Below are 26078 nucleotides of genomic sequence, written 5' to 3'. Positions count from 1 at the left end.
GGGACCGATCCTTCATCGTCGAAGTGTCGAAGCGCTTAAACAGATGTCGGGGAGGTTAGTGACGCAGGTCGCATCAGACAAGACCGTTGACAGCAGAAACCTCTGCGTGACACCGTCGAAACGCTTCAACGCTAGCTCTGAGCTGAGGGGTTACCACGTGGTTTCCGAGTCCGTGCCCGCCGTTGATCGGCTGCCTTTCCGCGACTCCGCACTGTCGACGCGCAAGCGCATCGACGATCTCCTGGCGCGGCTCACGCTCGACGAGCGGATCGCGATGCTGCACCAGTACTCACCGGCCGTGCCCCGCCTCGGTGTGGACGTGTTCCGCACCGGATCGGAGGCGCTGCACGGCGTCGCGTGGCTGGGCCCCGCCACGGTGTTCCCCCAGGCGGTCGGGCTGGGCGCGACCTGGGACGAGGAGCTGGTGCGCCGCGTCGCCGAGGCCACCTCGGTCGAGCTGAGGGCGTTCCACTACCACCGCCCGGCCGCCATCGGCTCGGGCAGGAACAGCCTGCAGGCGTGGGCTCCGGTGCTGAACCTGCTGCGCGACCCCCGCTGGGGCCGCAACGAGGAGGGCTACTCCGAGGACCCGGTGCACACCGCGCGGATCGGCACGGCGTTCTGCCGCGGCCTCGCGGGCGAGCACCACCGGTTCCTGCGCGCGGCCCCGGTGCTCAAGCACTTCCTGGCCTACAACAACGAGGACGACCGCTGCGTCACCTCCTCCGGCCTGCGCCCGCGCGTGCTGCAGGAGTACGACCTCGCGGCCTTCCGCCCCGTGGTCGCCTCGGGCGCCGCCACCGGCGCCATGGCCGGCTACAACCTGGTCAACGGCCGCCCGTGCCACGTCACGCCGCTCATCGGGACGGAACTGCGCCGCTGGGCCGAGCCGACCGGGCACGAGCTGTTCGTGGTCAGCGACGCGGAGGCGCCGTCCAACCTGGTGGACCCGGAGCACTACTTCGACGACCACGCCGAGTCCCACGCCGCCGCGCTCAAGGCGGGCATCGACAGCTTCACCGACCACGGCGAAGACAGCGCTGTCCCGATCGGCAGGCTCCGCGAGGCGCTGGAGCGCGGCCTGATCGACGAGGAGGACGTGGACCGCGCCGTGCGCCGGCAGCTGGAGATCCGCTTCCGCCTCGGCGAGTTCGACCCCGATCTCGACCCGTACGCCACCATCGGCCCCGAGGTCATCGGCTGCGCCGAGCACCGCGCCCTCGCACTGCGGTCCGCGACTGAATCGGTCGTGCTGCTGCGCAACGAGGGACTGCTCCCGCTGGAATCTGGCAGCACGTCGCGGATCGCCGTGATCGGCCCGCTCGCCGACATGGTGTGCGAGGACTGGTACAGCGGCACGCTTCCGTACCAGGTGACCGTCGCGAGTGGACTTCGGTCCGTCCTGGGCGAAGGCGGCGAGGTGGTCGTCGCGGACGGCTCCGACCGGATCGCGTTGCGCTCGCGCACCAGCGGCGAACTGCTGGGCAAGACGCCGTTCGACGTCGTCGACTGGGGCGGCGGCGTGCTCACGCTGCGGTCGGCGGAGTCCGGGCGCTACCTGAGCCTCCAGGACACCTCGCTGGCCGCCGACCAGGAACTGATCAAGAGCTGGGACGTCCGCGAGACGTTCCGCCTCGTGCAGGACGAAGATTCGGTGTTGCTGCAGAACGTGCTCACGGGCCGGTACGCCGTCGTCGATCCCGTCGACGGCAGGGTGAGCGTCACCGCCGAGACCGCCGACGCCGCCGAGCGCTGGGAGCGCGAGGTCCTGCGCGACGGCACCGCGGAGGCACTGGCCGCCGCGCTGTCGGCGGACGTCGCGGTGGTCGTGCTCGGCAACCACCCGCTGATCCACGGACGGGAGACCGAGGACCGCACGGGAATCGCGCTCCCGGCCGCCCAGGACGCGCTGCTGCGCGCGGTCGCGGGAGTCCGGCCGGACACGGCGCTGGTCGTGATGAGCAGCTACCCCTACGCCCTGGACTGGGCGGACGAGCACCTGCCCGCCGTGGTGTGGACGTCCCACGGCGGGCAGGAGACCGGCCGGGCGCTGGCCGCCGTCCTGCTCGGCGAGGCCGAACCCGCCGGACGCCTGCCGCAGACCTGGTACCGCGGCGACGACGCGCTGCCACACCCGCTCGACTACGACATCATCAAGGCGGGCTGGACCTACCAGTACCACCGCGCCGCGCCGCTGTACCCCTTCGGCCACGGCCTCTCCTACACCGGCTTCGCCCACCGCGACCTGATCCTGTCGTCGGACACCGCCACCCGGGACAGCGCGATCGACCTCTCGGTGACGCTGGCCAACACCGGCGCCAGGACCGGCAGCGACGTCGTCCAGCTCTACGTCCGCGCGCTGCACGCGCGGTACGAGGCCCCGCTGCTGCGGCTCGCCGACTTCCGCAAGGTCACGCTGGCTCCCGGTGAGAGCCGGGTCCTGTCCTTCCGGCTGCCCCTGGACAAGCTCGCCCACTGGGACGTCGCGACCGGTGCGTTCGCGGTGGATCCCGGCGCCTACGAGGTTCTCGTCGCCCGGTCGGCCGGGGACGTCGTGCTCACCGCCCCGCTCACGGTGGCAGGACCGGCTCCCTCCCCTCGTGCGGGTGCCGGCCGTCTTCTCGCCGCCGACTTCGACGACCACGACAACGTGACCCTCGTCGACGCCACGCGCGTGACCGGTGACGCGGTCACCGCCACCGACACCGATCGACCGGCCACCCTGTGGTTCGGGCGGACCGACCTGTCCGGCGCGCTCCGCGTCGAGGCGGAGGTCTCCTCGGAGAACCCCTTGGCACGGCTGGAGTTCAGGACGGACGACGGAGTGCTGGCGGAGCTCCCGGTGCCGGCCACCGGCGGCCGTTACGAGTGGACGACCGTCTCGGCGGCGCTGCCGTCGGCGGTGACCGGGGTCCACGACCTGCGGGTGGTCCTGCACGGCTCCTTCCGGCTCACGTCCTTCCGCTTCTCCACCGCAGAATGAGATCCGCACGCCGACCCGCCTGAAGGAGCCTCGATGCCGCTGACGGACGCCCCGCTCGACGAACTCGTCGTCTACCGTCCGGAGATTCAGGCACCACCGGACTTCGACGAGTTCTGGGACCGGACGCTCGGCGAGGCCCGTTCGGCCGGTGGCGCGGTGGAGGCCACCGAGGTCACCGACCGGCACCTGCTGCGCACCGTCGAGGTCGCCGACGTCCGCTTCCCCGGCTTCGGCGGCGACCCGGTGGCCGCCTGGCTGCTGCGCCCGCGCGGCAGCCACGGCCCGTTGCCCGTCGTCGTCACGTACCTGGGCTACAGCTGCGGTCGCGGCCTGCCCACCGACCACCTGCTGTGGTCCGCCGCCGGGTACGCCCAGCTCGTGGTCGACAGCCGCGGTCAAGGGCACGACACCCCTGACCGCGTGGCCGGCGGGGGCACCCAGTGGGTCAAGGGCTTCATGACCAGCGGCATCGACTCACCGGACGACCACTACTACCGGCGTCTCGTCACCGACTGCGTCCGCGCCGTGGACGCGGTCCCCCACCTGCCTGGGGTGGACCCGGAGCGGGTGGTCGTCGCGGGCGGCAGCCAGGGCGGAGGGCTGAGCATCGCCGTCGCCGGGCTGGCGCGGGACCGCGTCGCGGCCGCGCTGCCGGACGTGCCGTTCCTGTGCCACTACCGGCGCGCGGCCGAGATGGCCGGCGAGGGTCCGTACGTGGAGATCGCGGAGTACCTGCGCTGGCACAGCAGGCACGGGGTGGAGCCGGCCTTCCGCACGCTGTCCTACTTCGACGGTGTCCACTTCGCGCAACGGGCGACGGCGCCGGCGTTGTTCAGCGTCGGGCTGATGGACCCGGTCTGCCCACCGTCCACTGTGTACGCCGCGTTCAACCACTACGCGGGCGAGGACCGGACCATGACCGTGTGGCCGTTCGCCGACCACGGTGGCGGGTACGGGTCCAACCCGGTCACGCAGCTGGAGTGGCTGCGCGACCGGGCCCTGACGCCGTGATCCCCTCTGCCCGGCGTCAGCCGAAGGAGACCGAGTAGCTGTTGGTGGTGAAGTTCAGGCCACCGCTGGACGACGTGATCTCGTAGCCGAACTGGACGGAGCCGACGGTGACGTCACCGAACCAGCCGCGGTTGCGGATCCAGTCCATCACCGCCTTGACGTTGACCGTGCCGGACCCGGTGTTGGACGTGCGGACGAACGAGAACACCTGGTTCGAGCCGTTCGAGCCGCGGTGGACGTCCCAGGTGTGGCCGCCGACCGACACCGTCGTCTCGCGCGCCCCGATCGGGCCGACCGGGCCGACCTTGTTCATCCACAGCATGATCTCGTAGGCGTTGTTGTCGGCCCAGATGTCGTAGGCGGTCGTGTAGGCGCCGGAGTTCGGATAGGAGACGTTGAAGCTGCTCGACAGGCTCCCGAGCGAGCTGAGCCGCCGGTTCACCTGCCGTTCGGAGTGCGGGTAGGCCTTGATCCCGCCGGTGTTGGGGTGGTTCGCCCAGAGACCCCAGTTGCTGTAGGAGTTGGCCCAGATGGTCTGCGGCCCGTACCCGTTGCCCCAGATGTTGTTGCGGACCGTGTAACCGCCGTTCGACCACGTTCCCCACCTGTCGGAGGAACTCCAGGTCGCGGCGGACGCGGTGCCGGCCCCCAGGGAGACCGTCAGGGCAGCCGCCATCACGACAACAAATGCACGCACGATTTTCATCTTCGATTTTCCCTTCCGCACACCATTGAACGGAATTCGCGCCGCCCGAGAAGCCGAAGCGATTCGCTGAATTCAACCTAACATCGAAATCATCGAACACAACCGAGCGAAAAAATTCGATGAGGATTCACGCGCAAGTGTGCGACGAATCCGATTCACGCCTCATCCCGTCCGGCTGAACAGCTTCGGTGGCAGCAACGTGAGCGCAGGGGGCTGCTGCCCGTTCAGCTTGGCCATCAGCAGCTCGACCGCGCGCCGCCCCAGCACGTCGGCGGGCAGCCGCACCGAGGTCAGCCGCAGCTGCTCGGCCAGTTCGTCCGGGCAGATCGCGACCACGGCGACATCTTCCGGCACACGGCGTCCCTCGGCCCGCAGGCACTCCACGACCAGGCCCAGCACCGCCTCGTTGTGCACGACCAGCGCGGTCATCCGCGTCAGCTCTCTGAGCAGCGTCCCGACCACGGCACGCACGGCGTCACGGTGCCGTTCGGCGGGCAGGGCGGTCGACGCGACACCGCGCCGCATGGCCGCGGCGCTGAACCCCGCGAGCGTGCGCTGCGCGAACCCCGTGTTGCGCGCGTAGACCGCTCCCGGCGCCCCGAGGAAGCCGATGGTGCGGTGCCCGAGTTCGACGAGGTGGTCGACGCACCGCGCGCCGGCCGCCTCGAAGTCCAGATCGACGCAGGTCAGCCCGTTCGCCACGGTGGGATGCCCGAGCAGGACGGCCGGGCGGCCGAGCTCGCGCAACACCGGCACGCGTTCGTCCTCCAGCCCCACGTCCATCACGAGGAACCCGTCCACCCTGGCGGTGCCGGCGACTCGGCGGAGTCCGGCGGCGCCCTCGTCCGCGGTCACCAGCAGCACGTCCATGTCGTGCTCGCGGGCGGTGGTGACGACCGAGGAGGCGAACCGCATCACCACCGGCAGGTGCACGCCCTCCCGCAGCGGCAGGACGAGTGCCAGCACGTTCGTCCGGCTGCCGGCCAGCGCCTTCGCCCCCGAGTGCGGCTGGTAGCCGAGCAGCCGAATGCTCTCCCCCACCCGCATTCGGGTTTCGGCCGAAACCGGGCGTTTGCCGGTCAGCACGTAGGAAACCGTGCTGGGCGCGACACCCGCATGCCTCGCCACGTCCACAATGGTGACCACGCCGACACCTCCGGTCCCGCAGCGCCCGAGCAGAATTGAATCGAAGCGCTTCGAACGTGGTTTCAGAATGTGACACAGGCGAAACCCGCACGTCAAGCACAGTGCAGCTGTTCGACGAGTTCGACCATTGTCGCGCCGGCGTTCGACAGCTGTTCGACCACACCGGTCCCACGCACTACGATGCTCGCGACGAACCGGCGCGACCCGAAGGGCGGGCATGATCACGATCAAGGAGGTCGCCCACCACGCCGGCGTCTCGATGAGCACGGTCTCGTACGTGCTCAGCGGCAAGCGCAGCATCTCCGAGGAGACCAAGCGCCGCGTCGAGCAGAGCATCGTGACCCTGGGCTACCACCCGAACGCCGGTGCGCGGGCGCTCGCCTCGAACCGGTCGCGCGTGGTCGGCCTGGTCGTGCCGCTGCACTCCGACCAGAACATGCCGATCATCATGCGGTTCGTGTCGTCGATCGTGGCGCGCGCCCGTGACCACGACTACGACGTGCTGCTGCTGACCAAGGAGGCGGGTCCCGGCGAGGCCCACCGCGTCATCGCCCGGTCCATGGCGGACGCGATCGTCGTGATGGACGTCGAGAGCGCTGATCCCCGCGTTCCGGAACTGCGCGACGTCGACGCGCCGGTGGTCCTGCTCGGCATGCCCGACGACCACGAGGGTCTGAGCTGCGTCGACCTCGACTTCGCCACCGCGGGCCGGCAGATGGCGAGCCACCTGGCGGAGCGCGGCCACCGCTCGATCGCGCTGATCGGCTCGCCTCCCTCGGTCTACCAGCGCGGCACGAGCTACGCCGCGCGGCTGCTGGCCGGGTTCCAGGGCGAGACCACCAAACGCGGCCTGCTCGCCTCGGTGCACTCGTGCGCGGCCGGCTTCGACGCGGTGTCCGAGTGCCTGGACGACGTGCTGCACCCGGACCGCGGCACCACCGGACTGGTGGTGCACAACGAGGCGGTCCTCGGCCCGTTGCTGCTCGAACTGCGGCGCCGGTTGCTGGACGTCCCCCGCGACCTGTCGGTGATCACGCTGTGCCCCGACGACGTCGCGGAGAACCTGCCCGTCCCGCTCACCTCGATCGCCGTTCCCGCACAGGAACTGGGCGCGATCGCCGTCGAGATGGTGATGGCCCGCTTAGGCCGTGAACTCGCGCCGGAGGTCCGTCTCCTCCAGCCGCTGCTCACCGATCGCGGCAGCACCGCCGCCCGCTGAGCCCGTGCCGATCAAGCCGGAAACGTTGTTCACCATTTTTCTATGAGCCGCACGTTCGACAGAAATTCGACTCGAAAGCGTCGAAGAACACTTTTCACTGCTGCGAAAGATCTTCCGTGTTCCACCGAAAGGTCGTAGCCTCCCGGGATCACATCGACCGTTCGGGCGAACTCCTCCTGGTGTTCGCCGCATCCCGGCAGAGGAACAATGACACGATCACGAGGCGACGCGCGGACCGCTCCGGGGACCAGATCTGGCAGGTGGCCGGCGATCGCCGTGGCACTGCTGATCGGCGTCGCCGGCTGCGGCGGGGAGCCGGCACCACCGGCCGTCACCTCGACACCGCCCGATTTCCCCTCGATCATCGAGCCTCCGCTCAAGACCGCGTACTCCTCGACCGTCCAGACCGTCGTGGACGTGCGGACCGTGCGGCTCTCCGACGGCGAGGAGGTGCGCGTCAAGGGACTGGCCGTGCCGGACGCGTGCTGGACCGAGGCGTCCACGACGTTCGCGAAGACGATGCTGCTCGAGAAGCCCGTCGAACGGACACCGGACGGCGAACCCGTGGTGTCGCTCCGCCTCGCGGACGGCACCGACTACGCGCTGCTCGCCGTCGAGATGGGCATGGCGCGCAACGAGAACCCCGACGACCGCGCGATGAAGGAGGCGGAGGCGACCGCGACCTCGAAGCGGCTCGGGCAGTGGGGCCCGCCCTGCGTCGCTCCCAGCGCCACCGCGGCCCCCGCGCCCACCGCACCGGCCGCGTCCACGCCCGCCGCACCACAGGCGCCGAAGCCGGTGACCGGGTGTTCGGTCGCCTACGTCGTCACCCACACCTGGCAGGGCGGGTTCCGCACCGACGTCACCGTGCGCAACACCGGTGCCGCGGAGATCAACGGCTGGACGTTGCAGTGGACGTTCGCCGGCACGCAGACGGTGTCCGACATGTGGAACGCGACGCCGAAGCAGTCGGGCAGGGACATCTCCGCCACCGCCGTGCCGTACAACGTCGCGATCCCCGCCGGCGAGTCGTTGCTGCTGGGCTTCATCGCGTCCGGTACCAGCACCACGCCCCGCGCCTTCACCCTCAACGGACACGCCTGTGCGCTCGCCTGAGGCGGGCGCGGTCAGCCCGCCGCGACGATCCGCCACTGCTGGTTGACGCTGTTGCTGTCACTCCACTGGCCGAGGTTCGCGGAGGTCGACGCACGTCCCATGCCGTCCAGGTACAGGCCGGTGGCGCGGTTCCTGATGCGCACGTCGTTGCCCCTGCTGGCGCCGGTCACCACCGTCCACTGCTGACTGGTGGCGGTGTTGCCGGCGCGCTGGACCGCGTCGGAGCCGTTGGCCGTGCGGCCCAGGCCGTCGAGGTACAGGCCGGTGGTCGCGTTCTTGATCCGGACGTAGGCGCCGGAGTTCTCGACGACCCACCGCTGACCGGGGCTCGCACCGCCGGATCCCTGTCCTGCCGGGGACTCGGTGGTCCTGCCGAGACCGTCGACGTACCAGCCGGTCCCGACGTTGCGGATCCCGGCGACCTCGGTGCCCGCGTCGCCCAGGCCCCAGGAGTAGCGCAGCCGTTGCAGGCCCGAGCGGTTCGTCAGCGACAGCGTCGTGCCGGAACCGCTGCCGCTCCTGGTGGTCAGGCTGTACCAGTCGCCGTCGCGCAGGCCGGGCCAGTACACGCCACCCATGCCGAGACTGCGCAGCTTCGAGCTGACCCCGCGGATGTAGTCGGCCATGTACGACCCGCTCGGGACGCTGTAGTCGACCGCGTCGAAGTAGACGCCGTTCTTGGTGCCCGGCCCCATCGCGCCACCCCACTCGGTGGCGATGGTGCGGCTCGCGTAGGCGCCGATGTAGCTCGCGATGTGGTCCGCCCACTGGGTTTCGCTCTCGAACCCGGCGAAGAACGAGTAGTCGTGCACGGCGAGCAGGGTGCCGTTCAGCCTGCTGTCGCCGCCGACCGCGGGAACGTTCTGGGCGAGCCCGGCACCGTCGAGGACCACCCTGCCGCGCGGGACGGACGAGTACCTGTTCAACCAGGAGTTGTACATGTTGTTGAGGTCGGACGTGCTGTAGCCGTGCGGCTCGTTGATGACCTCGAAGTACGCGTTGGGGTGGGAACCGTACTTGGCGATGACGGTGTCCCACATCCTCTCGAAGGCGCCCTGGTTCTGCGGCCTGCCACCGGTGTGCGCCCAGTACGCGAAGATCACGTTGCCCTTGCCGAGCGCGGTGTCGATCGCACCGGTGTAGGTGCCCCAGTAGCTCGTGACGGTCGGCTCGTTGATCGGGATCCGCACGGTGTTGGCGCCGGTGAGCGAGTACAGCTGCCCCACCACGCGGTCCGCGACCACGGCCGCCGAGGAGTAGGTGTCCGACGCGCTGAGCCCGGACGGGTAGAGCACGCCGTTGACGAAGTTGTCCCTCTGGTCGGCCCAGTTCACGCCCCGGAACTGGCTCGTGGACGCCTGCGCGGTGGTTTGCGTGACGATCGCCAGGGATGTGGCGAGCAGGAGCGACATCAACAACCGCAAGGCGGTAAGCGCTTTCCAACGACGACTCATCGGCTGCTCCACTACGTCGTGTGTCCCCCCGTGCCCGCTGGACCATGGCAGCCTGAACGAGCCGTCGTCAAGAAAATGAGCATGCTTATCCTGGTCGTCGACAGCGTGCACGATCATGACTTTGGGCAGCCGCGATCTCGTGTTCGACGGGTTGCCCTGCACGTTCGATTCCACATGTATCCTCGTTCGACGGAGAAAAAGTCGTACTCATGAAGGAGCCGGCCGGTGGATGCAGAAGCCACGTTCGCACCGCCCGCCTACCGGCCCGGCTACGAGGTCGTGGCAGAGAAGATCCTGGAGCTCATCGCCGAGCTGGAGCTGCGTCCCGGCGACCGCATGCCGACCGAGAACGAGCTGGCCGGCCGGATGGGAACCAGCCGAACCGTCGTGCGGGAGGCCGTGAAGATCCTCTCGGCGCTCGGCAGGGTGCGCGCGCACAAGGGTCGCGGGCTCTACGTGGCCGACGACGAGGGGATGCTCGGCGCGTCCCGCTGGGGCGGCTTCTTCCTGCCCACCGACCTCGACCACGTGTACATGCTCTTCGAGTTCCGCCGGGTGCAGGAGACCGCGGCCGCGAGGTACGCCGCGACCCGCGCCACCCCCGCCGAGCTGCACACCATCGAGACCGCCGCCGAGATGTGCCGGCAGGGCCACCTCACCGGTGAAGCCGCGCTGTTCGACCAGGGCGACGAGGACTTCCACCTGGCCGTCGCGGCGGCCTCGCACAACCAGTTCCTCGTCGCGGCGGTGCGCGAGGCACGCCGGCTGCAGCGCCAGTCCAACATCATCGGGATGCACGGCACGGTGGGCAGCCACACCGCGGAGGCGGTCGAGGAGCACGCCGCCCTCTACCAGGCCATCCGGCGGGGCGACCCCGAGGCCGCGGCCGGCGCGGCCGCCGTGCACGTGGACCGGACCCTCGAGGACTACCGGCGGGAGATCCAGCGCCGCGTGTTCGGCTGACCTGGACCCGTCTTCTCGATTTGTGCTACAACCTTCTCGATTGTCAGTGTGATGTGTCGTGCTGAATTCGGTGCAGTGAGGCATCGAGGGAGGGACGCATGTCCGCCGCCGAACGCAGGCGCCTGACGCCGTGAGCGCGACCCTGCCGGTCACTCACGGATCGATCCCGGCGCTGCCGGCCCACCGCCGCACGCGGAGAACCGGCCACCCGCCGGAACACCCGGTCACCGAGCCGTGCCCGCACGGCGGGAGACCGTCCACTGAGGACTTCCCCGGATCGCCGCACCGGCACCGGGACTCGGCGCGGCGTGAGCCGTGCCGTGAGCTCGAACAACCCTTTCCCTTCAGGGGGACGAGTGTCGCGATGTTCGGCAGCGCACCCCCGCGGCGGCGCGTCAGATCGCTCGCCACCACCCTGGCCGGCCAGGAGAGCACCTTGTCCCCCACCCCTGACGAGAGTCTGCCGGCGCACCGGCGCAGGATCCGCCGGCGCACGCTGCTCGGCGGAGGACTCGCGGCGTTCGCCGTGCCGGGAGGCCTCGACCGCCGACGGCGCCCGCGTCTCGCAGTGGACCACGGGAAGCGGGCTCAACCAGCGGTTCGGGCTCCAGCGGCTCTGAGACTCCGAAGTTTCGGAGGCGGTGGCCGGCCGGCCACCGACTTTCCCGTCACTCCCGGCACTTCTTCCCGGTGTTCACGCAGTCGACGAGCCTGTTCATGATCTGCTGGGACATGACGTTGGCGAAGTCGTCGTGGTCGGAGAAGGGGTTGTGCTTCTCCTCCGGGAACGAGTCGACCGCGTACCGTCCCTGCTTCTGGACGTCCAGGGGGATGTTGTAGGTCAAGGAGATCCGCAGCTGGGGAACGGCCTTGAAGCCGTCCTTGCACTTGCCGGTACCGGGGTCGGGGAAGGCGATGTGGTCGCGGTGGTTCTTCGAGTCGGTGTTCTTGCCGTCCCAGCAGCTCGGGAAGTCGTGGATCCGCTTGACCTTGGAGCCCTTCGGGCAGACCGGGTACTTGTTGATCAGCACCTTGTCCTCCAGGCCGGTGCAGGTCCACGAGTCGCGGGCGTTCTTCGTGCCGTTGGCCGTGACCTTGGCGTCGCCGTACAGGACGCGCAGGAACTTGGGCATCGCCACGACCTTGCCGGCGGGGGAACCCTGGAAGGTCAGGTCCACGGTCTCCGGGCGCTGGATGTCGCCCTCGTTGCCGGGCAGTTCGTTCTCGCCGCCGCCGTCGCCGCCCTCGAGCTTGCACGGTGCCAGCTTCTCGAGCCCCTGCGGGCGCTCGGCGTTGCGGCCGATCGCGATGGCCATGCGGTCGATGGTGGCGACCCGCTTGTCCTTCAACGGCCCGACGATCGCGTTCTGGTTGAAGTTGGCATCGCGGGGGTTCTCGTTCTTGGCCAGGCGCGTGTTCGCCTCGTCGATCTGCGTCTTGAGCAGCGCCAGGTTCCGGTCGACCTCGGCCTTCGCCTGGTCGGGGACCTTCGGCAGCTTGCTCGCGACGTCGGGGCAGCTCACCGTCTTCGCCTCGTCCTCGTCGTCGTCGTTGATCCGCACCACAGGCCAGAAGTAGGCCGACCTGTCGCCGTTGCGGCAGGTGGTGCCCGCCCGCTCCAGCGAGCCGTCGGTCGAGTCGGCGTCGGTGGACAGGTTGCCGACGTAGTCGTGCAGGTGCTGGGCGCCGTTGCGGACACCAGGCTGTGCGATGAAGTTGTCCGGGTTGAAGTGCCCGTTCTCGTTGCGGCCGCAGTCCACGGTGAACGTGCCGGTCGTCGCCCCCTTCCCCGGTCTGGGTCTCTGGACGTTCGGCTTCACCTTCGTGATGTCGACGAACTGTGACTTGTCGGCGCCGTCGGCCAGGGCGGACACCTCGCCACCGGTCGAGGCGGCGACCGCGAGCGCGCCCAGGGCGGTCAGGCCGAGCAGACCCGCGGTGAGCTTCACCGCGAGAGAACGTCCTTTGTAGAGGCTCATGTCACGGGGTACGTGCTGGTGGCGGTAATGGATCATTTCGACTCCGTTCGAGTCGAACGGTCGTCGAACTAGGCCTTCGCGGAGTCGATTCCGTTCGGTCCTGAACGGACTGTGCACTTCGCACGTTGCTCCGAACGGGCCTGTCCCGTGCCCCGCCGTGGCGACGTAGGGTGATTCGATCACGGGGTCTGCCAGCGAATTTCGGTGAAGTTCCAGCAGATCGTCGCCGCGCGTGACCGGTCGGGTACGAGGAGAAGCAGTCACATGAACATCGACACAGCGCTCAAGGAAGCAATGACGATCACCGGCGCCGTGGGAGCCGCGCTCGTCGACTACGACAGCGGCATGTCGCTGGGCTCGATAGGCGGCGGCGACTGGCTGAACCTGGAGGTGGCCGCGGCCGGCAACACCGAGGTCGTGCGGTCCAAGCAGCGGGTGATCTCGGCGCTCAAGCTGAACGACGAGATCGAGGACATCCTCATCACGCTGCACCGCCAGTACCACCTGATCCGCCTGCTCACGACGGGCAAGCGGAGCGACTCGAAGCTGTTCCTCTACCTCGTGCTGGACCGGGAGCGCGCCAACCTCGCGATGGCCAGGCACAGCCTCAAGTCCATCGAAGCCGACCTCACGGTGTGAACGAGATGTCCACCCAACCGGCGCAGACGCCCGGCGCACTGCCTCTGCGCCGGCGCGGGCCGTTGTCGGAGGCACCTCCCGCACCGGAGCGACAGGTACCGGCGAGTGCCGTCGCGAAGCTGATGACCGAGGCGCTGGAGGAGGTCCACGGTCGCATCGACTCCGTGGCGATCAACGGCGTGCTGGTCGCGACACGGGACGGCCTGGTGCTGTGCGGAGTCACGCGCGGGATCGAGGACGACGGCGTCGCGGCGATGGCCTCGGCGGCGGCGGGTCTCGCGACCCAGTTCACCTCGCAGGCCAGGGTCGGCAGCCCGCGGGCGGTGTTCTTCGAGGGCGAGTCCGGGCAGGTCGGCGTGTTCGGGATCGACGCCGACACGTTGCTGGTGGTGCTCGGCGAGCGCGACACCACGATGGGCATGTTCAACGTCGTGGCCAAACAGGCGTTGACCCTGCTGCAACAGGCGGTCGCGGCTCGCCGATGATCGGTCAGCCGTCCAGGCTCCGGTAGGTGAAGCTGTCGAAGTCGGCCCAGTCCCCGCCGACCCCGGTCGCGAGCAGTCCGATGTGGACTCCCGTGAACCCGCCTGCCGCCTGCGTGCTGAGCACCCGTCCGTCGAAGGGCTCGCCGAGCGGCCGCCACTCCTGCGCCGCACCGGCGACCAGTGCCCGGTACTCCTGCCCGGTCGCCTCGAAGCCCAGCCGCACCACACCGCCGGGCAGTCGCGTCGTGGCCAGCAGTTCGTCGCGTCCGCTCACGCGGCGTACGAGGGCCACCTCGCGGTCGGCGCCGAGCAGGAGCCGGACGTGGTGGTCGTTGTTCTGCAGCAGCACCAGTCCCGCGGCGTCGTCCGGGTGTGCCGGCGTGAACTCCAGCGCACAGGACGCGTGGAAGTCCCGGTGCTGCTGGCGACGCACGACGAGACTCGGCGTGACCAGGTCGGTGATCGACTCCGGGCGCACGCGCAGCCGGAGGTGGCCCGGCCGGTCGGTCAGTGACCAGAACGCCTCGTCCGGCGTGCGCAGGAACATCCAGGCGGGATCGAGCACCGGTGCGTCGAAGTCGTCGGTCGGCCCGATCTCGGGCCACGGGTGCGCGGGCAGCGCGGGAACGTCGTACCGGGCCTCGACACGACCGATGCCCGGGCTGAACACCGGGCCGCCCGCCTCCCAGGACACCGGCACGAGGAACGTCTCGCGGCCGAGGTTGTAGTAGTAGCCACCGTACGGCCGGGTCGCGAGCAGCACCGCGAACCACTGGTCGTCCTGCGTGCACACCAGGTCCGCGTGCCCGACGGCCGCGATCGGGTGGTCCCGGCCGAGGTGGCGGTGGGTCAGCACCGGGTTGAGCGGTGAACCCCGATACGGCCCGGTGACGTCGTCCGCCGTCGCCACGACCACCGAGTGCTCGAAGTCGGTGCCGCCCTCCGCGCACAGCAGCACGTACTTGCCGTCCACTTTGTACAGATGAGGTGCTTCGAGCCACACGGAGTCGCGCAGCGAGCCGCTCCACATCACGTGTTCCTCGCCGATGAGCTCGAACGCCACCGGGTCGAACTCGCGCAACCAGACCTCGGTCTGGCCAGACCGCCCACCGGGCACCTCGCGGGTCGCCGTCCACCACGCGCGGCCGGTGTCGTCGAAGAAGAGCGACGGGTCGAACCCGTCCGCCTCCGGCAGCCACCGCGGTTCCGACCACTCCCCGGCCGGATCGGTGGCGGTGACGACGAAGTTGCCGCTCTTCGCCGTGCCGTCGACCAGCGTGCACACCACGTAGAACACGCCTTCGTGGTGCCGGATCGTCGGCGCGTACAGGCCGCCGGAGGCCCGGACGCCCTGCAACGGCAGCTGGGACGGCCTGTCCAGCACGTGCCCGAGCAGCCGCCAGTGCACCAGGTCCCTGCTGTGGTAGATCGGCAGGCCGGGGAAGTACTCGAACGTCGAGGTGACGAGGTAGTAGTCCGATCCCGCCCGGCACACCGACGGATCGGGGTGCGAGCCGGGCAGGATCGGGTTCTCGAACTGTGTCAAGTGGACACTCCCGTTAGGGGTTGAGCCGGGCGTAGGCGGGCTTCGGCCTCAGGTTCTCGTCGAACAGGCAGGCAGCGCCCTCGCCGGGGAACACGTCGGGCACCCACGAGTGCCGGTCGGTGAAGCCCCAGGTGGTGAACTCGACGCACCGCCGCACCGCGTGGCAGGCGTCCCAGACCTGGCCGAAGTAGCTCGCCTGCGCGTCCAGCTTCTCGGGCGTGACGGGCAACGGGATCCGCACGTCGGCCTCGGTGATCGCGACGTCCAGTCCGAGCGCGGCGAAGCGGGCGATGTTCTCCTTCATGCCCGACGGGAAGCCGTACATCAGCGAGAGGTGTCCCTGGATGCCGACGCCGTGGATCGGCACACCCTGCCGCTTCAACGACTTCACCAGTTCGTAGGTCGCGTCGCTCTTGGGGTTGAGTCCCTCGATGTTGTAGTCGTTGATGTAGAGCTTGGCCTTCGGGTCCGCCGCGTGGGCCCAGCGGAACGCGTCGGCGATGTAGCGGTCACCGAGCTTCTCCTGGAACACCGTCGGCCTGCGCGTGCCGTCCTCGTTGAACGCCTCGTTGACGACGTCCCACGCGCGGATCTTGCCGCGGTACCGGCCTGCCTCGGTCCTGATGTGGTCCTTGACCACACCGCGCAGCTCCGCCGCTTCCAGCCCGCCCACCCAGTCGGGCAGCTGGCTGTGCCAGACCAGCGTGTGCCCGCGCACGGACTTGCCGGTCTTCTTGGCGTAGGCGACGATCGCGTCCGCTCCGGACCAGTCGTACTGGCCGCGCACGGCTTCGACGACGCCCCACTTCATCTCGTTCTCGGGCGTGACGCTGTCGAACTCCCGCGTCAGAACCTTCTTGTAGTCCGCTTCGGCGTTCAGGTGCTGGACGGCCACCGCACTGCCCACGTACCTGTTCGTGACGCTCTTCAACGGACCTGCTGCTGAAGCAGGAACCGTCTGCGACAGCACCACCAGTACGGCGATGCCGGCCGCTAATCGGGTTCGCATGAATCACTCCCTTGTGAGTCAGCCCTTCACTGAACCGGTGAGTCCCCCGACCATGCGGCGTTCGGCGAGCACGAAGAACGTGAGCGCGGGAATCATGGACAACGCGGTGAAGGCGAGGACTTTCGCGGTGTCCTGGGTGTGCTCGGACTGGAACATCGCCACGCCGAGCGGCAGCGTGAAGTTGGTGGAGTCGTTGAACACCAGCAACGGCAGCAGGTAGAAGTTCCAGCTGGTGACGAACGCGAGCACCGACACCGTGATCAGCGCCGGACGTGACAGGGGCAGCAGGATCCGCCAGAAGAAGCCGAGCTTGGCCGCGCCGTCGAGCAACGCGGCGTCCTCGAGCTCGCCGGGGATCGCGTGCATGAACGGCCGCAGGATCACGATCGTCACCGGCAGCGAGAACGCCGCCTCCGGGATCGCGACGCCGAGCGGGTTCTCCAGCAGGTTCAGCTCGCGCAGCCACAGGTACAGCGGCAACGTCGCCACGCCGAGGGGGAACAGCAACCCGAGCGTGAACAACGTGTAGAACGCCTCGCGGCCCCTGAAGGCGTAGCGGGACAACGCGAACGCCGCCATCGACCCGAGCACCACCGCCAGGGTCGTCGCGATCACCGCGATCAGCGCGCTGTTGCCGAGCAGGCGCCAGAACTGCAGGGAGGTCGCCACGTCGATGTAGTTGTCCCAGACGAACGGACCGGGCAACCCGGCCGGCGACGAGTTGATCTGCGCCGTGGTGCGGAACCCTCCCAGCACCACGAACAGCAGAGGCACCACGGTCATGCCGATGACGGCGAACGCGGCGAGATAGCCCGCAGTGTTGCGACGTGACATGTCAGCGGGCTCCCGTCATCGCGCCGGCGGTGTCACGGCGCAGGGCGAATCGCTGGTACAGCAACGCGAACAGGAAGCAGATGATGAAGAGGATCACCGCGACCGCGCTGCCGAACCCGAACTCGTACCGCTTGAAGCCGTGGTCGACCAGGTAGGTCGCCATGGTGGTGGACGCGTTGGCGGGCCCACCCAGGGTCATGATCCAGACCAGGTCGAAGAGCTGCAGCGACCCGATCACCGACAGGAACACCCAGATCCTGATCGTCGGCCCCAGCAACGGGAGCACGACGTGCCGGGTGGTCTGCCAGGCGCTCGCGCCGTCCAGCGCGGCGGCCTCCCGCAGCTCGGGCGGAACGCCCTGCAGGCCGGCCAGCAGCAGGATCACGCCGAACCCGATGTACTTCCACGTGATCACCAGGAAGAGTGTGTAGAGCACGAGCGACTGGTCGGCGAGCCACAGCTGGACGAGACCGCCCAGACCCACACCGCGCAGGATCTCGTCGACGAACCCGCCCGGCTGCAGCATGAGCAGCCAGATCACCGCGGTCACGGCCTCGGACAGCACGTACGGCGCGAAGACCACCATCCGCAGGAACGTCCGGCCGCGCAGCTTCCGGTTGAGCAGCAACGCGAGTCCGATGCTCAGCGGCAGCTGCACGACGACGGACAGCACGGCGATTCTCAGGTTGTGCCCGATGGCGCCCTGGAAGACGTCACCGGAGAAGGCTTCGACGTAGTTGTCCAGCCCGACGAAGTCCGTGAGCGGGCCGAAGCCGTTCCACGAGTAGAGGCTGTAGTACCCGGCGACGCCGATCGGGATCAGGACGAACCCGAAGAACAGCACCAGTGCCGGGGTCAGCAGCAGGGCGAGCTCGAGACGGGTGCGGAGTCTGGACCGCCGCCGGGTGCCCCCGGCCGCTGGCGCGTGCGGCACGGGGGCGGTCGGCGGCCGCGTGGTGATCGCGGCACTCATCATTTGTTCCCGGCAGCCGCTTCGCTGACGGTCTTCACCATGGTGTCGGGCCCGCCCTGACCCGCGAAGAAGTTCGCGATGGAGTCGTTCAGGGCCTGGCCGACCTTGGTCGGGAACGCGGTGTCGAAGTAGAACTGGAGGTGCGACGCCTTGGTCATGGCCTCGGCGATCTGCTTGTGCGGCTCGCTCTTCAGCGCGGCCACCCCGGCAGGGGTCACCGGCAGACCGGAGTTGGTCTCGGCGAGGATCTTCTGCGCCTCGTCACCGACGAGGTGCCCGAGGAACTCCGCGCACGCCTTGGCCGCGCGGGTGGTGCAGGAGAACCCGTCACCACCGCCGATCAGCACGCTCGGATCGCCCTGCCCGCCCGGCACGCTCGGGAACGGGAACCAGCCGATCTTCGAGCCGAGCTCCTTGTCCTCGGTGAGCGCCTGCATCACGTCCGGGTTCCAGTCGCCCTGCAGCTCCATGGCCGCCTTGCCGTTGGCCACCAGGCCCGCCGAGCTGCCCGCCCCCTGCTGAGCGGGCGTCCCGACGAACCCGTCCTGGAACGGTTTCGTGTCCAGGAAGCTCTTGAGGTTCTCGCCCGCCTTGAGGAAGCACGGGTCGGTGATGTCGGTCTTCTCGACCGCCTTCTTCAGCGTGTCGACCGAGCACTGGCGCACCGCGAAGTAGGCCCAGTAGAACGCGTCGGGCCAGCGGTCCTTGCCGCCGATCGCGATGGGCGTCACGCCCGCCGTCTTCAGCTTGGCCACCACGGCGTTCAGTTCGTCCATAGTGGTCGGTGGCGTGGTGATTCCCGCACTGGTGAAGACGTCCTTGCGGTACCAGAACCCGACGGCGTGCATCAGGTACGGAGCGCCGTACTGCTTGCCGCCGACCTTCCAGCCGTCGGCGTTCTTGGCCAGCGGGCCGATCCAGCCGGACGACGCCTGCGTGATGTCGGCGATCTTGCCGGACTTCAGCTGGTCGGCGAGTGCTCCGCCGCCCCACTGCTGGAAGAGGTCCGGTGGGGTGTTGCCCTGCAGCGCGAGGGGCACCTTGGTCTGGAACTGCTCGTTCTGGATCGGTTCGATCGTGAACGACGTGTTCGGGTGGGTCTTGTGGAAGTCGTCGGCGATCTGCTGCCACTTCGACTTCATCGGTTCAGTGGTCCGGTTGTGCCACCAGGTGAGCGTGACGGGACCATCGGTGGAGGCGTCGGGGGCGCCACCGCCGCTGCACCCTGCCAGCGCGAGTGCCGCGGCGGCGAAGAGGGCAAGGGGCTTTCTGGAACGCATTTCTGGTCCACTCCTGACGACGTCGGCCGAGTTGGACTGCGTGTGTTGGGGCCAGAGACTCCCGCCAAATCGGCTCCGTGTCAATCGTTGTCGATAACGTTTTACACGGCTAGCCTGACCCCCGTGCCTCCACGCTCTCGCGTCACGATCAAGGACGTCGCCGCTCAGGCCGGCGTCTCGGTAGCCACCGTGTCCAAGGTGCTCAACCAGCGGTACGGCGTCTCCGCGGAGACGTTCGCGCGGGTCACCGCCGTGATCAAGGACCTGGGGTACGAGGCGAGCCTGGTCGCGCAGAGCCTGCGCAACCACCGCACGAACGTCATCGGGATCCTGGTCGCCGACATCGAGCCGTTCAGCACCGAACTGCTCAAGGGAGCGGCGGATTCCATCCGCGGCACCGGTTTCGAGCTGGTGGTGTACTCGGCGGGCGGCCGCACCGGCGACCCGGAGGGCTGGGAACAGCGCTACCTCACCAGGCTGAGCGGCACCCTCGTCGACGGCGCCGTGCTGGTCACGCCGGCCGTCGACCTCGAAGGCCTGCCCGGCACCCCCGTCGTCGCCGTCGACCCGCACACCGGGCGCGCGGCACTGCCCACCGTCGACTCCGACAACCTGCACGGCGGACGGCTCGCGACCGAGCACCTGCTCGCACTCGGCCACCGCAGGATCGGCCTGCTCACCGGCCGCGCGGACCTGAAGTCCGCGCAGCAGCGCGAAACCGGCTACCGGGGAGCGCTCGCCAGCGCGGGCGTCGAGGTGGACGAGAGCCTGGTCTGCCGCGGCGACTACGACGCGGACGTGGCCGCCGCGTCCACGCGTTCCCTGCTGAGCCGGCCCCAGCGGCCGACCGCCATCTTCGCCGCCAACGACATCACCGCCATCGCGGCCATCGACGCCGCCCGCGAGATGGGCCTGCGGGTGCCGGAGGACCTGTCGGTGGTCGGCTTCGACAACATCCCCGAGTCCGCGCTGTGCACGCCGCCGATCACGACGGTGCAGCAGCCGATCCGCGAGATGGGCCATCGCGCCGTCGAGTTGCTGGTGCGGCTCATCAACGGCACCGAGCCCGGCGACACCCACATCACCCTGGGCACCGAACTGGTCGTCCGGCAGTCGACCCGCCCACTGACCCCCTGAGGTTGTCGTGACGACAGAAGCCACCACGCCGGACGAACTCTGGCGGAATCCGCACGCCCCCGTGGCCGACCGTGTGAGCGACCTCGTCGCACGGATGACGCCACAGGAGAAGATCGCGCAGTTGCAAGGGATCTGGGCCGGCATCGACGCCGCTGGCGAGATGGCCCCGCACCAGCACGAGTTCGCCGTGGCGCCGCAGGACTTCGCCGAACTGACCCGCCACGGCATCGGCCAGCTCACCCGCGTCTTCGGCACCCGGCCGATCGCGCCGGACGTCGGCGCGCACACGCTCGCCCGCACCCAGCGGCAGATCATCGAGGCGAGCCGCTTCGGGATTCCCGCGGTGGCGCACGAGGAGTGCCTGACCGGACTGGCCGCGTGGCAGGCGACCGTGTACCCGTCACCGCTGTGCTGGGGCGCGACCTTCGAACCGGACCTGGTGCGGCGCATGGCCGCCCGGGTCGGCGACTCGATGCGTCGCCTCGGAATCCACCAGGGTCTGGCCCCTGTCCTGGACGTCGCGCGCGACCTGCGCTGGGGCCGGATCGAGGAGACCATCGGCGAGGACCCGCACCTGGTGGGCACCATCGGTTCCGCCTACGTGGCGGGCCTGGAGTCGGCCGGGATCGTGGCCACGCTCAAGCACTTCGCCGGCTACTCGGCCTCGCGTGCGGGACGCAACCACGCGCCGGTGTCGATCGGGCCGCGCGAGTTCGCGGACGTGATCCTGCCCCCGTTCGAGATGGCGCTGCGGACCGGCGTCAGGTCGGTCATGAACTCCTACGCCGACAACGACGGCGTTCCCGCCGCCGCGGACGCCGGGCTGTTCACGGACCTGCTTCGCGGCGAGTACGGCTTCACCGGGACCGTGGTGTCCGACTACTTCTCGGTCGCGTTCCTGCACAAGCTGCACGGGGTCGCCGCCGGTCGTGAGGACGCTGCCGCGCAGGCGCTCACCGCGGGCATCGACGTCGAACTGCCCACTGTGGACTGTTTCGGCGAACCCCTGCTGGAGGGCCTCTACTTCGAACGGGTGGACGTGGCACTCGTCGACAGGGCGCTGACCCGCGTGCTGACGCAGAAGGTGGAGCTGGGCCTGCTCGACCCCGGCTACTCCCCCGCGCCTGGCGCGGATCTCGACCTGGACGACCCGGAGTCCCGCGCGCTCGCCCGCGAGATGGCCGAACGCTCGATCGTGTTGCTGCAGAACGACGGCGTGCTGCCGTTGGCGGGCAAGCGCCTGGCCGTCGTGGGACCGCGGGCCGACGAGCCCGGCGCGATGATGGGCTGCTACTCGTTCCCCCTGCACGTCGGCGTGCACCACCCGGACGTGGAGATGGGCATCGAGGTCACCACCGTGGTGGAGGCGTTGCGCGCGGATCACGAGGTGGTGTTCGCGCTCGGATGTCCCGTGCTCGGCGGAACCGACGACGAGATCGCCGAGGCCGTCGAGGCCGCGCGGCAGGCGGACGTCTGCGTCGTCGTGCTGGGTGACAAGGCGGGGCTGTTCGGCAACGGCACGTCCGGCGAGGGCTGTGACGTCACGGACCTGAGGCTGCCTGGACGGCAGGAGGAACTGCTGGAGGCGGTGCTCGGCACCGGCATGCCGGTGGTGCTCGTGCTGCTGTCCGGCCGGCCCTACGACCTGTCACGGCAGGCCGACCGGCTCGCCGCCGTCGTCTGCGGCTTCTACCCCGGTCAGGAGGGCGGGCCCGCGCTCGCGGGTGTCCTCAGTGGACGCGTCAACCCGTCCGGCAGGCTTCCGATCAGCTTCCCCGGCGTCGGCTCGAGCCAGCCCTCGACCTACCTCAGCGCCCCGCTCGGGAAGCTCACCGAGATCAGCAACGTGGACCCGACACCGCTGTTCCCGTTCGGCCACGGCCTCTCCTACGCCCCCGCCACCTGGGTGACGGCGGGCTGCGAAGAACGCGAGTGGCCGACCGACGGCATCTGCACCGTGCACGTGGTCGTGCGCAACGACATGGACGTCCCGACCACCGAGGTCGTCCAGGTCTACCTGCACGACCCGGTCGCGGAGGTCGCGCGGCCCGTCCGGCAGCTGATCGGCGCGCTGAAGGTCGATCTCGCTCCCGGCCAGACCCGCACGGTCACCGCACGGCTGCACGCTGACCTCACCTCCTACACCGGCCGCGCGGGCCACCGCCAGGTCGACACCGGTGACGTCGAACTGCACGTCGGCACGTCCAGCGCGAACATCCACACGGCGCTGAAGCTCACGATGACCGGGCCTGCCCGGCGCGTCGGGTTCGACCGCACCGCGACGCCGGAGTTCACCGCGAGTTCATAGCGTTCCTGGCCGCGCCGCTGGCGGTCTCACCCCTGGCCGCCCGGTAACGTCCACTGCGGACGGATCGGGCGGCCGAGGGGTGTTCCTGTGCTGGAGATCAGCGGACTGACGTGGGCGATGACGATCGGGGTGATCGTCCTGCTGCTGGCGGCCGACCTCGTGATCGCGGCGTGGCGGCCGCACCGGATCGGCTTCCGCGAGGCCAGTCTGTGGTCGGTGTTCTACATCGCCGTCGCCATCGGCTTCGGCGTGTGGTTCGCGAGCGCGCACGGCGGCGGGTTCGGCGCGGAGTACTTCGCCGGCTACATCGTCGAGAAGAGCCTGTCGGTCGACAACCTCTTCGTCTTCGTGATCATCATGACCACGTTCCTCGTGCCGGAGGAGCACCAGCACAAGGTGCTGACGTTCGGCATCGTGCTCGCGCTGATCATGCGCGGCATCTTCATCGCGGTCGGCGCGACGCTGCTGTCGTTGTTCTCGTTCATGTTCCTGCTGTTCGGCCTGCTGCTGATCTTCACGGCCGTGCAGCTGTTCCGGCACCGCGACGAGGATCCCGACGTCGAGAACAACATCGTCGTGAAGACCGCGCGCAGGCTCCTGCCCGTCACGGACGACTACGTCGGCGGCAAGATCTTCACCCGCATCGATGGCAAGCGGCTCGCCACTCCCCTGTTCGTCGTGCTGGTCGCGATCGGTGGCGTCGACCTGCTCTTCGCGCTCGACTCGATCCCCGCGGTCTTCGGCGTGACCGAGCAGCCCTACATCGTGTTCACCGCCAACGCGTTCGCGCTGCTCGGCCTGCGGGCGTTGTTCTTCCTCGTCAAGGGCCTGCTCGACCGGCTGGTGTACCTGTCGGCCGGGCTCGCGATCATCCTCGCGTTCATCGGCGTCAAGCTGATCCTGCACTGGGCGCACGTGGACATCTCCGCGAGCGTGCCCGAGGTGCCGACGCCGCTCAGCCTCGGCGTGATCATCGCGATCCTGGTGATCGTCACCGTCGCCAGCCTGATCAAGACGCGCAACGACCCGGCAGCCAAGGCCCATCCCGGTTCGCTGCGCGGCCACCGCGACGAAGATAAGTAACACTTGACTACTTAGTAACAGCTGTTACACGATCTGGCGCATGGATCTGCGCGAGGTCGAGCCCGCACGCGACCGCCGGGTGCGCCGCACCCGCGCGGCCGTGTTGCGAGCCGTGATCGACCTGGTCACCGAGCGGGGCACGGCGGCGATCACCGTGTCCGAGATCGCCGAGGCCGCCGACGTCAGCAGGCGGGTCGTCTACCAGCACTTCGGCGACCTCGACTCGCTGCTGCTGGAGGCGGGGCTCGACCTCGCCCGGCGCGAGCTGCTGCCCCGCCTCACCGGCTTCAACCAGGCGGACCCTCGGGCCGAGACCCTCGCCATGGCCCGGCACTTCGCCGACCACCGCGTGTTCTACCGCGCCCTGCTCACCGGTTCGTGCGCGTTCGCCCTGGACCGCGGGCTCATCAGCCTGCTCCTGCCGATCAACCGCCAGGCCGTCGAACACCTGTACCGCGACCGGCTCTCCGAGCAGGCCGCCGAGGACCTCGCCGCGTTCGTCACGGGCGGCGCAGGATCGTTCGTCACGTCCTGGGTGGTCGCGGGCGCGCCCGATCCCGAGACGTTCACCGACCGGCTGATGAGCGTGATCTCACTACTCCTGGAGCCCCGATGATCAGCCGTCTTCTTCAACGTGGAATGAAGCTCTCGCCGCCGCTGACCCGTGACGTCGTGGTGCAGCGGGATCTGCGCGTCCCGATGCCCGACGGCGTGGACCTGCTCGCGGACCGGTGGATGCCGCGCTCCGGCGGCGACGGGCTGCCGACGGCGCTGATCCGCTCCCCGTACGGCCGGCGCCTGTTCGGCGCGGTCATGGCGAGGCCGCTGGCCGAGCGCGGCTACCAGGTGGTGATCCAGAGCGTGCGCGGCGGGTTCGGCTCCGGCGGCACGTTCGACCCGATGCGCCAGGAACGCGCGGACGGCCTCGCGACGCTCGACTGGCTGGTGGAGCAGCCGTGGAGCGACGCGATCGTGCTCTACGGGCTGAGCTACCTCGGTCACGTGCAGTGGGCGGTCGCCGACCAGGTGCCGCCCCAGGTCAAGGCGATGATCCCGGTGGTGACGGAATCGGCTCTGACGCTGGAGTTCCTGCGCCCGGACGGCATGTCGCTGGAGACGCCGTTCGAGTGGGGTGTGCTGGTCGGCACCCAGCAACGTCCGCTGGCGCTGCTGCGCAAGACGTTCCAGGACAAGAAGACCGCACGAGCGCTGCGGACGCTGCCGTTGCGGGACGGGGACATCGCGGCGTTCGGCTCGCGCTCCGCCTACATCCAGGACATCCTCACGCACGACGCCGACTCTCCGCGCTGGCAGGGGTTCGACCACAGCCACCGGGTCGCCGGCGTGACCGTGCCCGTGAGCTCCATCGGCGGCTGGCACGACATCTTCCTGCCCGGTCAGCTGCGCGACTTCCAGGTCTTGCAGGACAACGGCCGTTCCGCGCGGCTGACCGTCGGACCGTGGACCCACACCGACGTCATGGCTCCACCGATCAACGAGGCCTTGGAATTCGGTCTCGCGCACGCACGCGGTGAAGAACCACCTGAGCGCGCCGCGGTCCGGCTGTACGTGATGGGTGAGGACGCGTGGCGCTCGTTCGACTCCTGGCCGCCCTCCGGCTACTCGCCCACGCGCTTTCACCTGGGTTCAGACGGTGCCCTCGGTACAGCGGCGCCTGATGAGTCCTCAGTGGACACGTTCCACTACGACCCGACCGATCCCACTCCGGCGTCCGGAGGTGTGCGCCTGGCGCGGGACGGCGGTCGCGTCGACAACACCTCGCTGGAAGCCCGGCCGGACGTGCTCACCTACACCACGCCCGTCCTCGACCAGGACACCGAGGTGATCGGTGAGGTCAGCGCGGAGATCTGGTTCTCCTCGTCGCTCGCGCACGCCGACGTGTTCGTCCGGCTTTGCGACGTCGATCCGGCAGGGCGTTCGTGGAACGTGTGCGACGGCCTGGTGAGCCTGACATCGGCGGACGAACCGCAGTGCGCGACGGTCAAGCTGTGGCCGACGGCGTACCGCTTCCGGCGCGGGCACCGAATCCGGGTGCAGGTCTCCAGCGGCGCGTTCCCCCGTTACGCCCGCAATCCCGGTACCGGCGAACCGCGCGCGACGGCCACGACGATGATCGCGGCGGACCAGACGGTCCACTGTGGACCGGCACGGCCGTCCGCGATCATTCTTCCCGTGCGCTGAACGGG

General features: G+C 69.3%; 21 protein-coding genes. 12 read left to right on the top strand and 9 right to left on the bottom strand.

Annotated elements, in window-relative coordinates; translation table 11 throughout:
* Window positions 1–157 precede the first annotated feature (157 nt).
* The gene (locus tag OG205_RS03505) at window positions 158–2983 is read left to right on the top strand and encodes a glycoside hydrolase family 3 C-terminal domain-containing protein (protein WP_330274776.1); all 2826 of its coding nucleotides are present in this window, start codon (window positions 158–160) and stop codon (window positions 2981–2983) included.
* Between the two features lie 33 nt (window positions 2984–3016).
* Window positions 3017–3994: an acetylxylan esterase gene (locus OG205_RS03500; protein ID WP_330274775.1), complete on the top strand. Its 978-nt coding sequence runs from the start codon at window positions 3017–3019 to the stop codon at window positions 3992–3994.
* A gap of 16 nt (window positions 3995–4010) precedes the next feature.
* On the opposite strand, the gene OG205_RS03495 is transcribed toward OG205_RS03500, so the two are convergent.
* On the bottom strand, window positions 4011–4700 hold the full coding sequence (locus OG205_RS03495) for a glycoside hydrolase family 12 protein (protein ID WP_330274774.1): 690 nt from the start codon (window positions 4698–4700) through the stop codon (window positions 4011–4013).
* A 162-nt stretch (window positions 4701–4862) separates the two neighbouring features.
* Complete coding sequence (locus tag OG205_RS03490) at window positions 4863–5846, bottom strand: LacI family DNA-binding transcriptional regulator (RefSeq protein WP_330274773.1); 984 nt, start codon at window positions 5844–5846, stop codon at window positions 4863–4865.
* A 217-nt stretch (window positions 5847–6063) separates the two neighbouring features.
* Between OG205_RS03490 and OG205_RS03485 the strand changes: the two genes are divergently transcribed.
* Entirely contained in the window at window positions 6064–7065 is a 1002-nt protein-coding gene (locus OG205_RS03485; protein ID WP_330274772.1) for a LacI family DNA-binding transcriptional regulator, read from the top strand.
* 207 nt (window positions 7066–7272) lie between these two features.
* Window positions 7273–8181 (top strand): cellulose binding domain-containing protein, encoded by a 909-nt coding sequence (locus tag OG205_RS03480; protein ID WP_330274771.1) that lies wholly within the window; start codon window positions 7273–7275, stop codon window positions 8179–8181.
* 11 nt (window positions 8182–8192) lie between these two features.
* Here the strand turns inward: OG205_RS03480 and OG205_RS03475 are convergent, their stop codons facing one another.
* The gene (locus OG205_RS03475) at window positions 8193–9635 is read right to left on the bottom strand and encodes an RICIN domain-containing protein (protein ID WP_330274770.1); all 1443 of its coding nucleotides are present in this window, start codon (window positions 9633–9635) and stop codon (window positions 8193–8195) included.
* Window positions 9636–9860: 225 nt separating this feature from the next.
* Here OG205_RS03475 and OG205_RS03470 point away from each other — a divergent pair, with 225 nt between their 5' ends.
* Window positions 9861–10598, top strand: coding sequence for a FadR/GntR family transcriptional regulator (locus tag OG205_RS03470; protein ID WP_330274769.1), 738 nt, complete (start codon window positions 9861–9863; stop codon window positions 10596–10598).
* A gap of 668 nt (window positions 10599–11266) precedes the next feature.
* Here the strand turns inward: OG205_RS03470 and OG205_RS03465 are convergent.
* Window positions 11267–12577 carry a DUF1996 domain-containing protein gene (locus tag OG205_RS03465; RefSeq protein WP_330278088.1) on the bottom strand — a complete coding sequence of 437 codons (1311 nt, stop codon included), beginning with the start codon at window positions 12575–12577 and terminating at the stop codon, window positions 11267–11269.
* A gap of 264 nt (window positions 12578–12841) precedes the next feature.
* Here OG205_RS03465 and OG205_RS03460 point away from each other — a divergent pair, with 264 nt between their 5' ends.
* Together OG205_RS03460 and OG205_RS03455 are read left to right on the top strand one after the other, a co-directional pair.
* Entirely contained in the window at window positions 12842–13216 is a 375-nt protein-coding gene (locus OG205_RS03460) for a hypothetical protein (protein ID WP_330274768.1), read from the top strand.
* 5 nt (window positions 13217–13221) lie between these two features.
* Complete coding sequence (locus OG205_RS03455; RefSeq protein WP_330274767.1) at window positions 13222–13701, top strand: roadblock/LC7 domain-containing protein; 480 nt, start codon at window positions 13222–13224, stop codon at window positions 13699–13701.
* Window positions 13702–13705: 4 nt separating this feature from the next.
* Here the strand turns inward: OG205_RS03455 and OG205_RS03450 are convergent, their stop codons facing one another.
* The 5 genes from OG205_RS03450 to OG205_RS03430 are packed head-to-tail and all read right to left on the bottom strand — an operon-like array spanning window position 13706 to window position 19343.
* Window positions 13706–15247 (bottom strand): glycoside hydrolase family 43 protein, encoded by a 1542-nt coding sequence (locus OG205_RS03450; RefSeq protein ID WP_330274766.1) that lies wholly within the window; start codon window positions 15245–15247, stop codon window positions 13706–13708.
* 13 nt (window positions 15248–15260) lie between these two features.
* Complete coding sequence (locus OG205_RS03445) at window positions 15261–16256, bottom strand: endo-1,4-beta-xylanase (protein WP_330274765.1); 996 nt, start codon at window positions 16254–16256, stop codon at window positions 15261–15263.
* Window positions 16257–16274: 18 nt separating this feature from the next.
* The gene (locus tag OG205_RS03440; protein WP_330274764.1) at window positions 16275–17090 is read right to left on the bottom strand and encodes a carbohydrate ABC transporter permease; all 816 of its coding nucleotides are present in this window, start codon (window positions 17088–17090) and stop codon (window positions 16275–16277) included.
* A gap of 1 nt (window position 17091) precedes the next feature.
* Complete coding sequence (locus tag OG205_RS03435; RefSeq protein WP_330274763.1) at window positions 17092–18063, bottom strand: carbohydrate ABC transporter permease; 972 nt, start codon at window positions 18061–18063, stop codon at window positions 17092–17094.
* On the bottom strand, window positions 18063–19343 hold the full coding sequence (locus OG205_RS03430; RefSeq protein ID WP_330274762.1) for an extracellular solute-binding protein: 1281 nt from the start codon (window positions 19341–19343) through the stop codon (window positions 18063–18065). The genes OG205_RS03435 and OG205_RS03430 overlap by 1 nt, the downstream gene beginning before the upstream one ends.
* Window positions 19344–19466: 123 nt before the next feature.
* On the opposite strand from OG205_RS03430, the gene OG205_RS03425 reads away from it, so the two are divergent.
* From OG205_RS03425 to OG205_RS03405, 5 genes are all read left to right on the top strand, one after another.
* A complete protein-coding gene (locus OG205_RS03425; protein WP_330274761.1) occupies window positions 19467–20480 on the top strand; it encodes a LacI family DNA-binding transcriptional regulator in 1014 nt (337 codons plus the stop codon).
* A gap of 7 nt (window positions 20481–20487) precedes the next feature.
* Window positions 20488–22788 carry a beta-glucosidase family protein gene (locus OG205_RS03420; RefSeq protein ID WP_330274760.1) on the top strand — a complete coding sequence of 767 codons (2301 nt, stop codon included), beginning with the start codon at window positions 20488–20490 and terminating at the stop codon, window positions 22786–22788.
* An 87-nt stretch (window positions 22789–22875) separates the two neighbouring features.
* Window positions 22876–23871: a TerC family protein gene (locus OG205_RS03415; RefSeq protein WP_330274759.1), complete on the top strand. Its 996-nt coding sequence runs from the start codon at window positions 22876–22878 to the stop codon at window positions 23869–23871.
* A 40-nt stretch (window positions 23872–23911) separates the two neighbouring features.
* Window positions 23912–24487 carry a TetR/AcrR family transcriptional regulator gene (locus tag OG205_RS03410; RefSeq protein ID WP_330274758.1) on the top strand — a complete coding sequence of 192 codons (576 nt, stop codon included), beginning with the start codon at window positions 23912–23914 and terminating at the stop codon, window positions 24485–24487.
* Window positions 24484–26073, top strand: a complete 1590-nt coding sequence (locus OG205_RS03405) for a CocE/NonD family hydrolase (RefSeq protein WP_330274757.1) — start codon at window positions 24484–24486, stop codon at window positions 26071–26073. Before OG205_RS03410 ends, OG205_RS03405 begins: the two co-directional genes overlap by 4 nt.
* The last annotated feature ends 5 nt before the right edge of the window (window positions 26074–26078 follow it).

It is taken from the genome of Lentzea sp. NBC_00516 (genome assembly GCF_036346835.1).
Classification (GTDB): domain Bacteria; phylum Actinomycetota; class Actinomycetes; order Mycobacteriales; family Pseudonocardiaceae; genus Lentzea; species Lentzea sokolovensis.
Note: the sequence above shows the minus strand (reverse complement) of the source record. Positions and strands in the feature narration are given on the sequence as shown.

Excerpts from the sequence above, each read along its gene's own strand:
- OG205_RS03500 (WP_330274775.1), top strand. The coding sequence starts at position 3,017 with ATGCCGCTGACGGACGCCCCGCTCGACGAACTCGTCGTCTACCGTCCG.
- OG205_RS03495 (WP_330274774.1), bottom strand. The coding sequence starts at position 4,700 with ATGAAAATCGTGCGTGCATTTGTTGTCGTGATGGCGGCTGCCCTGACG.
- OG205_RS03485 (WP_330274772.1), top strand. The coding sequence starts at position 6,064 with ATGATCACGATCAAGGAGGTCGCCCACCACGCCGGCGTCTCGATGAGC.
- OG205_RS03480 (WP_330274771.1), top strand. The coding sequence starts at position 7,273 with ATGACACGATCACGAGGCGACGCGCGGACCGCTCCGGGGACCAGATCT.
- OG205_RS03475 (WP_330274770.1), bottom strand. The coding sequence starts at position 9,635 with ATGAGTCGTCGTTGGAAAGCGCTTACCGCCTTGCGGTTGTTGATGTCG.
- OG205_RS03465 (WP_330278088.1), bottom strand. The coding sequence starts at position 12,577 with ATGAGCCTCTACAAAGGACGTTCTCTCGCGGTGAAGCTCACCGCGGGT.
- OG205_RS03460 (WP_330274768.1), top strand. The coding sequence starts at position 12,842 with ATGAACATCGACACAGCGCTCAAGGAAGCAATGACGATCACCGGCGCC.
- OG205_RS03455 (WP_330274767.1), top strand. The coding sequence starts at position 13,222 with ATGTCCACCCAACCGGCGCAGACGCCCGGCGCACTGCCTCTGCGCCGG.
- OG205_RS03445 (WP_330274765.1), bottom strand. The coding sequence starts at position 16,256 with ATGCGAACCCGATTAGCGGCCGGCATCGCCGTACTGGTGGTGCTGTCG.
- OG205_RS03440 (WP_330274764.1), bottom strand. The coding sequence starts at position 17,090 with ATGTCACGTCGCAACACTGCGGGCTATCTCGCCGCGTTCGCCGTCATC.
- OG205_RS03435 (WP_330274763.1), bottom strand. The coding sequence starts at position 18,063 with ATGAGTGCCGCGATCACCACGCGGCCGCCGACCGCCCCCGTGCCGCAC.
- OG205_RS03430 (WP_330274762.1), bottom strand. The coding sequence starts at position 19,343 with ATGCGTTCCAGAAAGCCCCTTGCCCTCTTCGCCGCCGCGGCACTCGCG.
- OG205_RS03410 (WP_330274758.1), top strand. The coding sequence starts at position 23,912 with ATGGATCTGCGCGAGGTCGAGCCCGCACGCGACCGCCGGGTGCGCCGC.
- OG205_RS03405 (WP_330274757.1), top strand. The coding sequence starts at position 24,484 with ATGATCAGCCGTCTTCTTCAACGTGGAATGAAGCTCTCGCCGCCGCTG.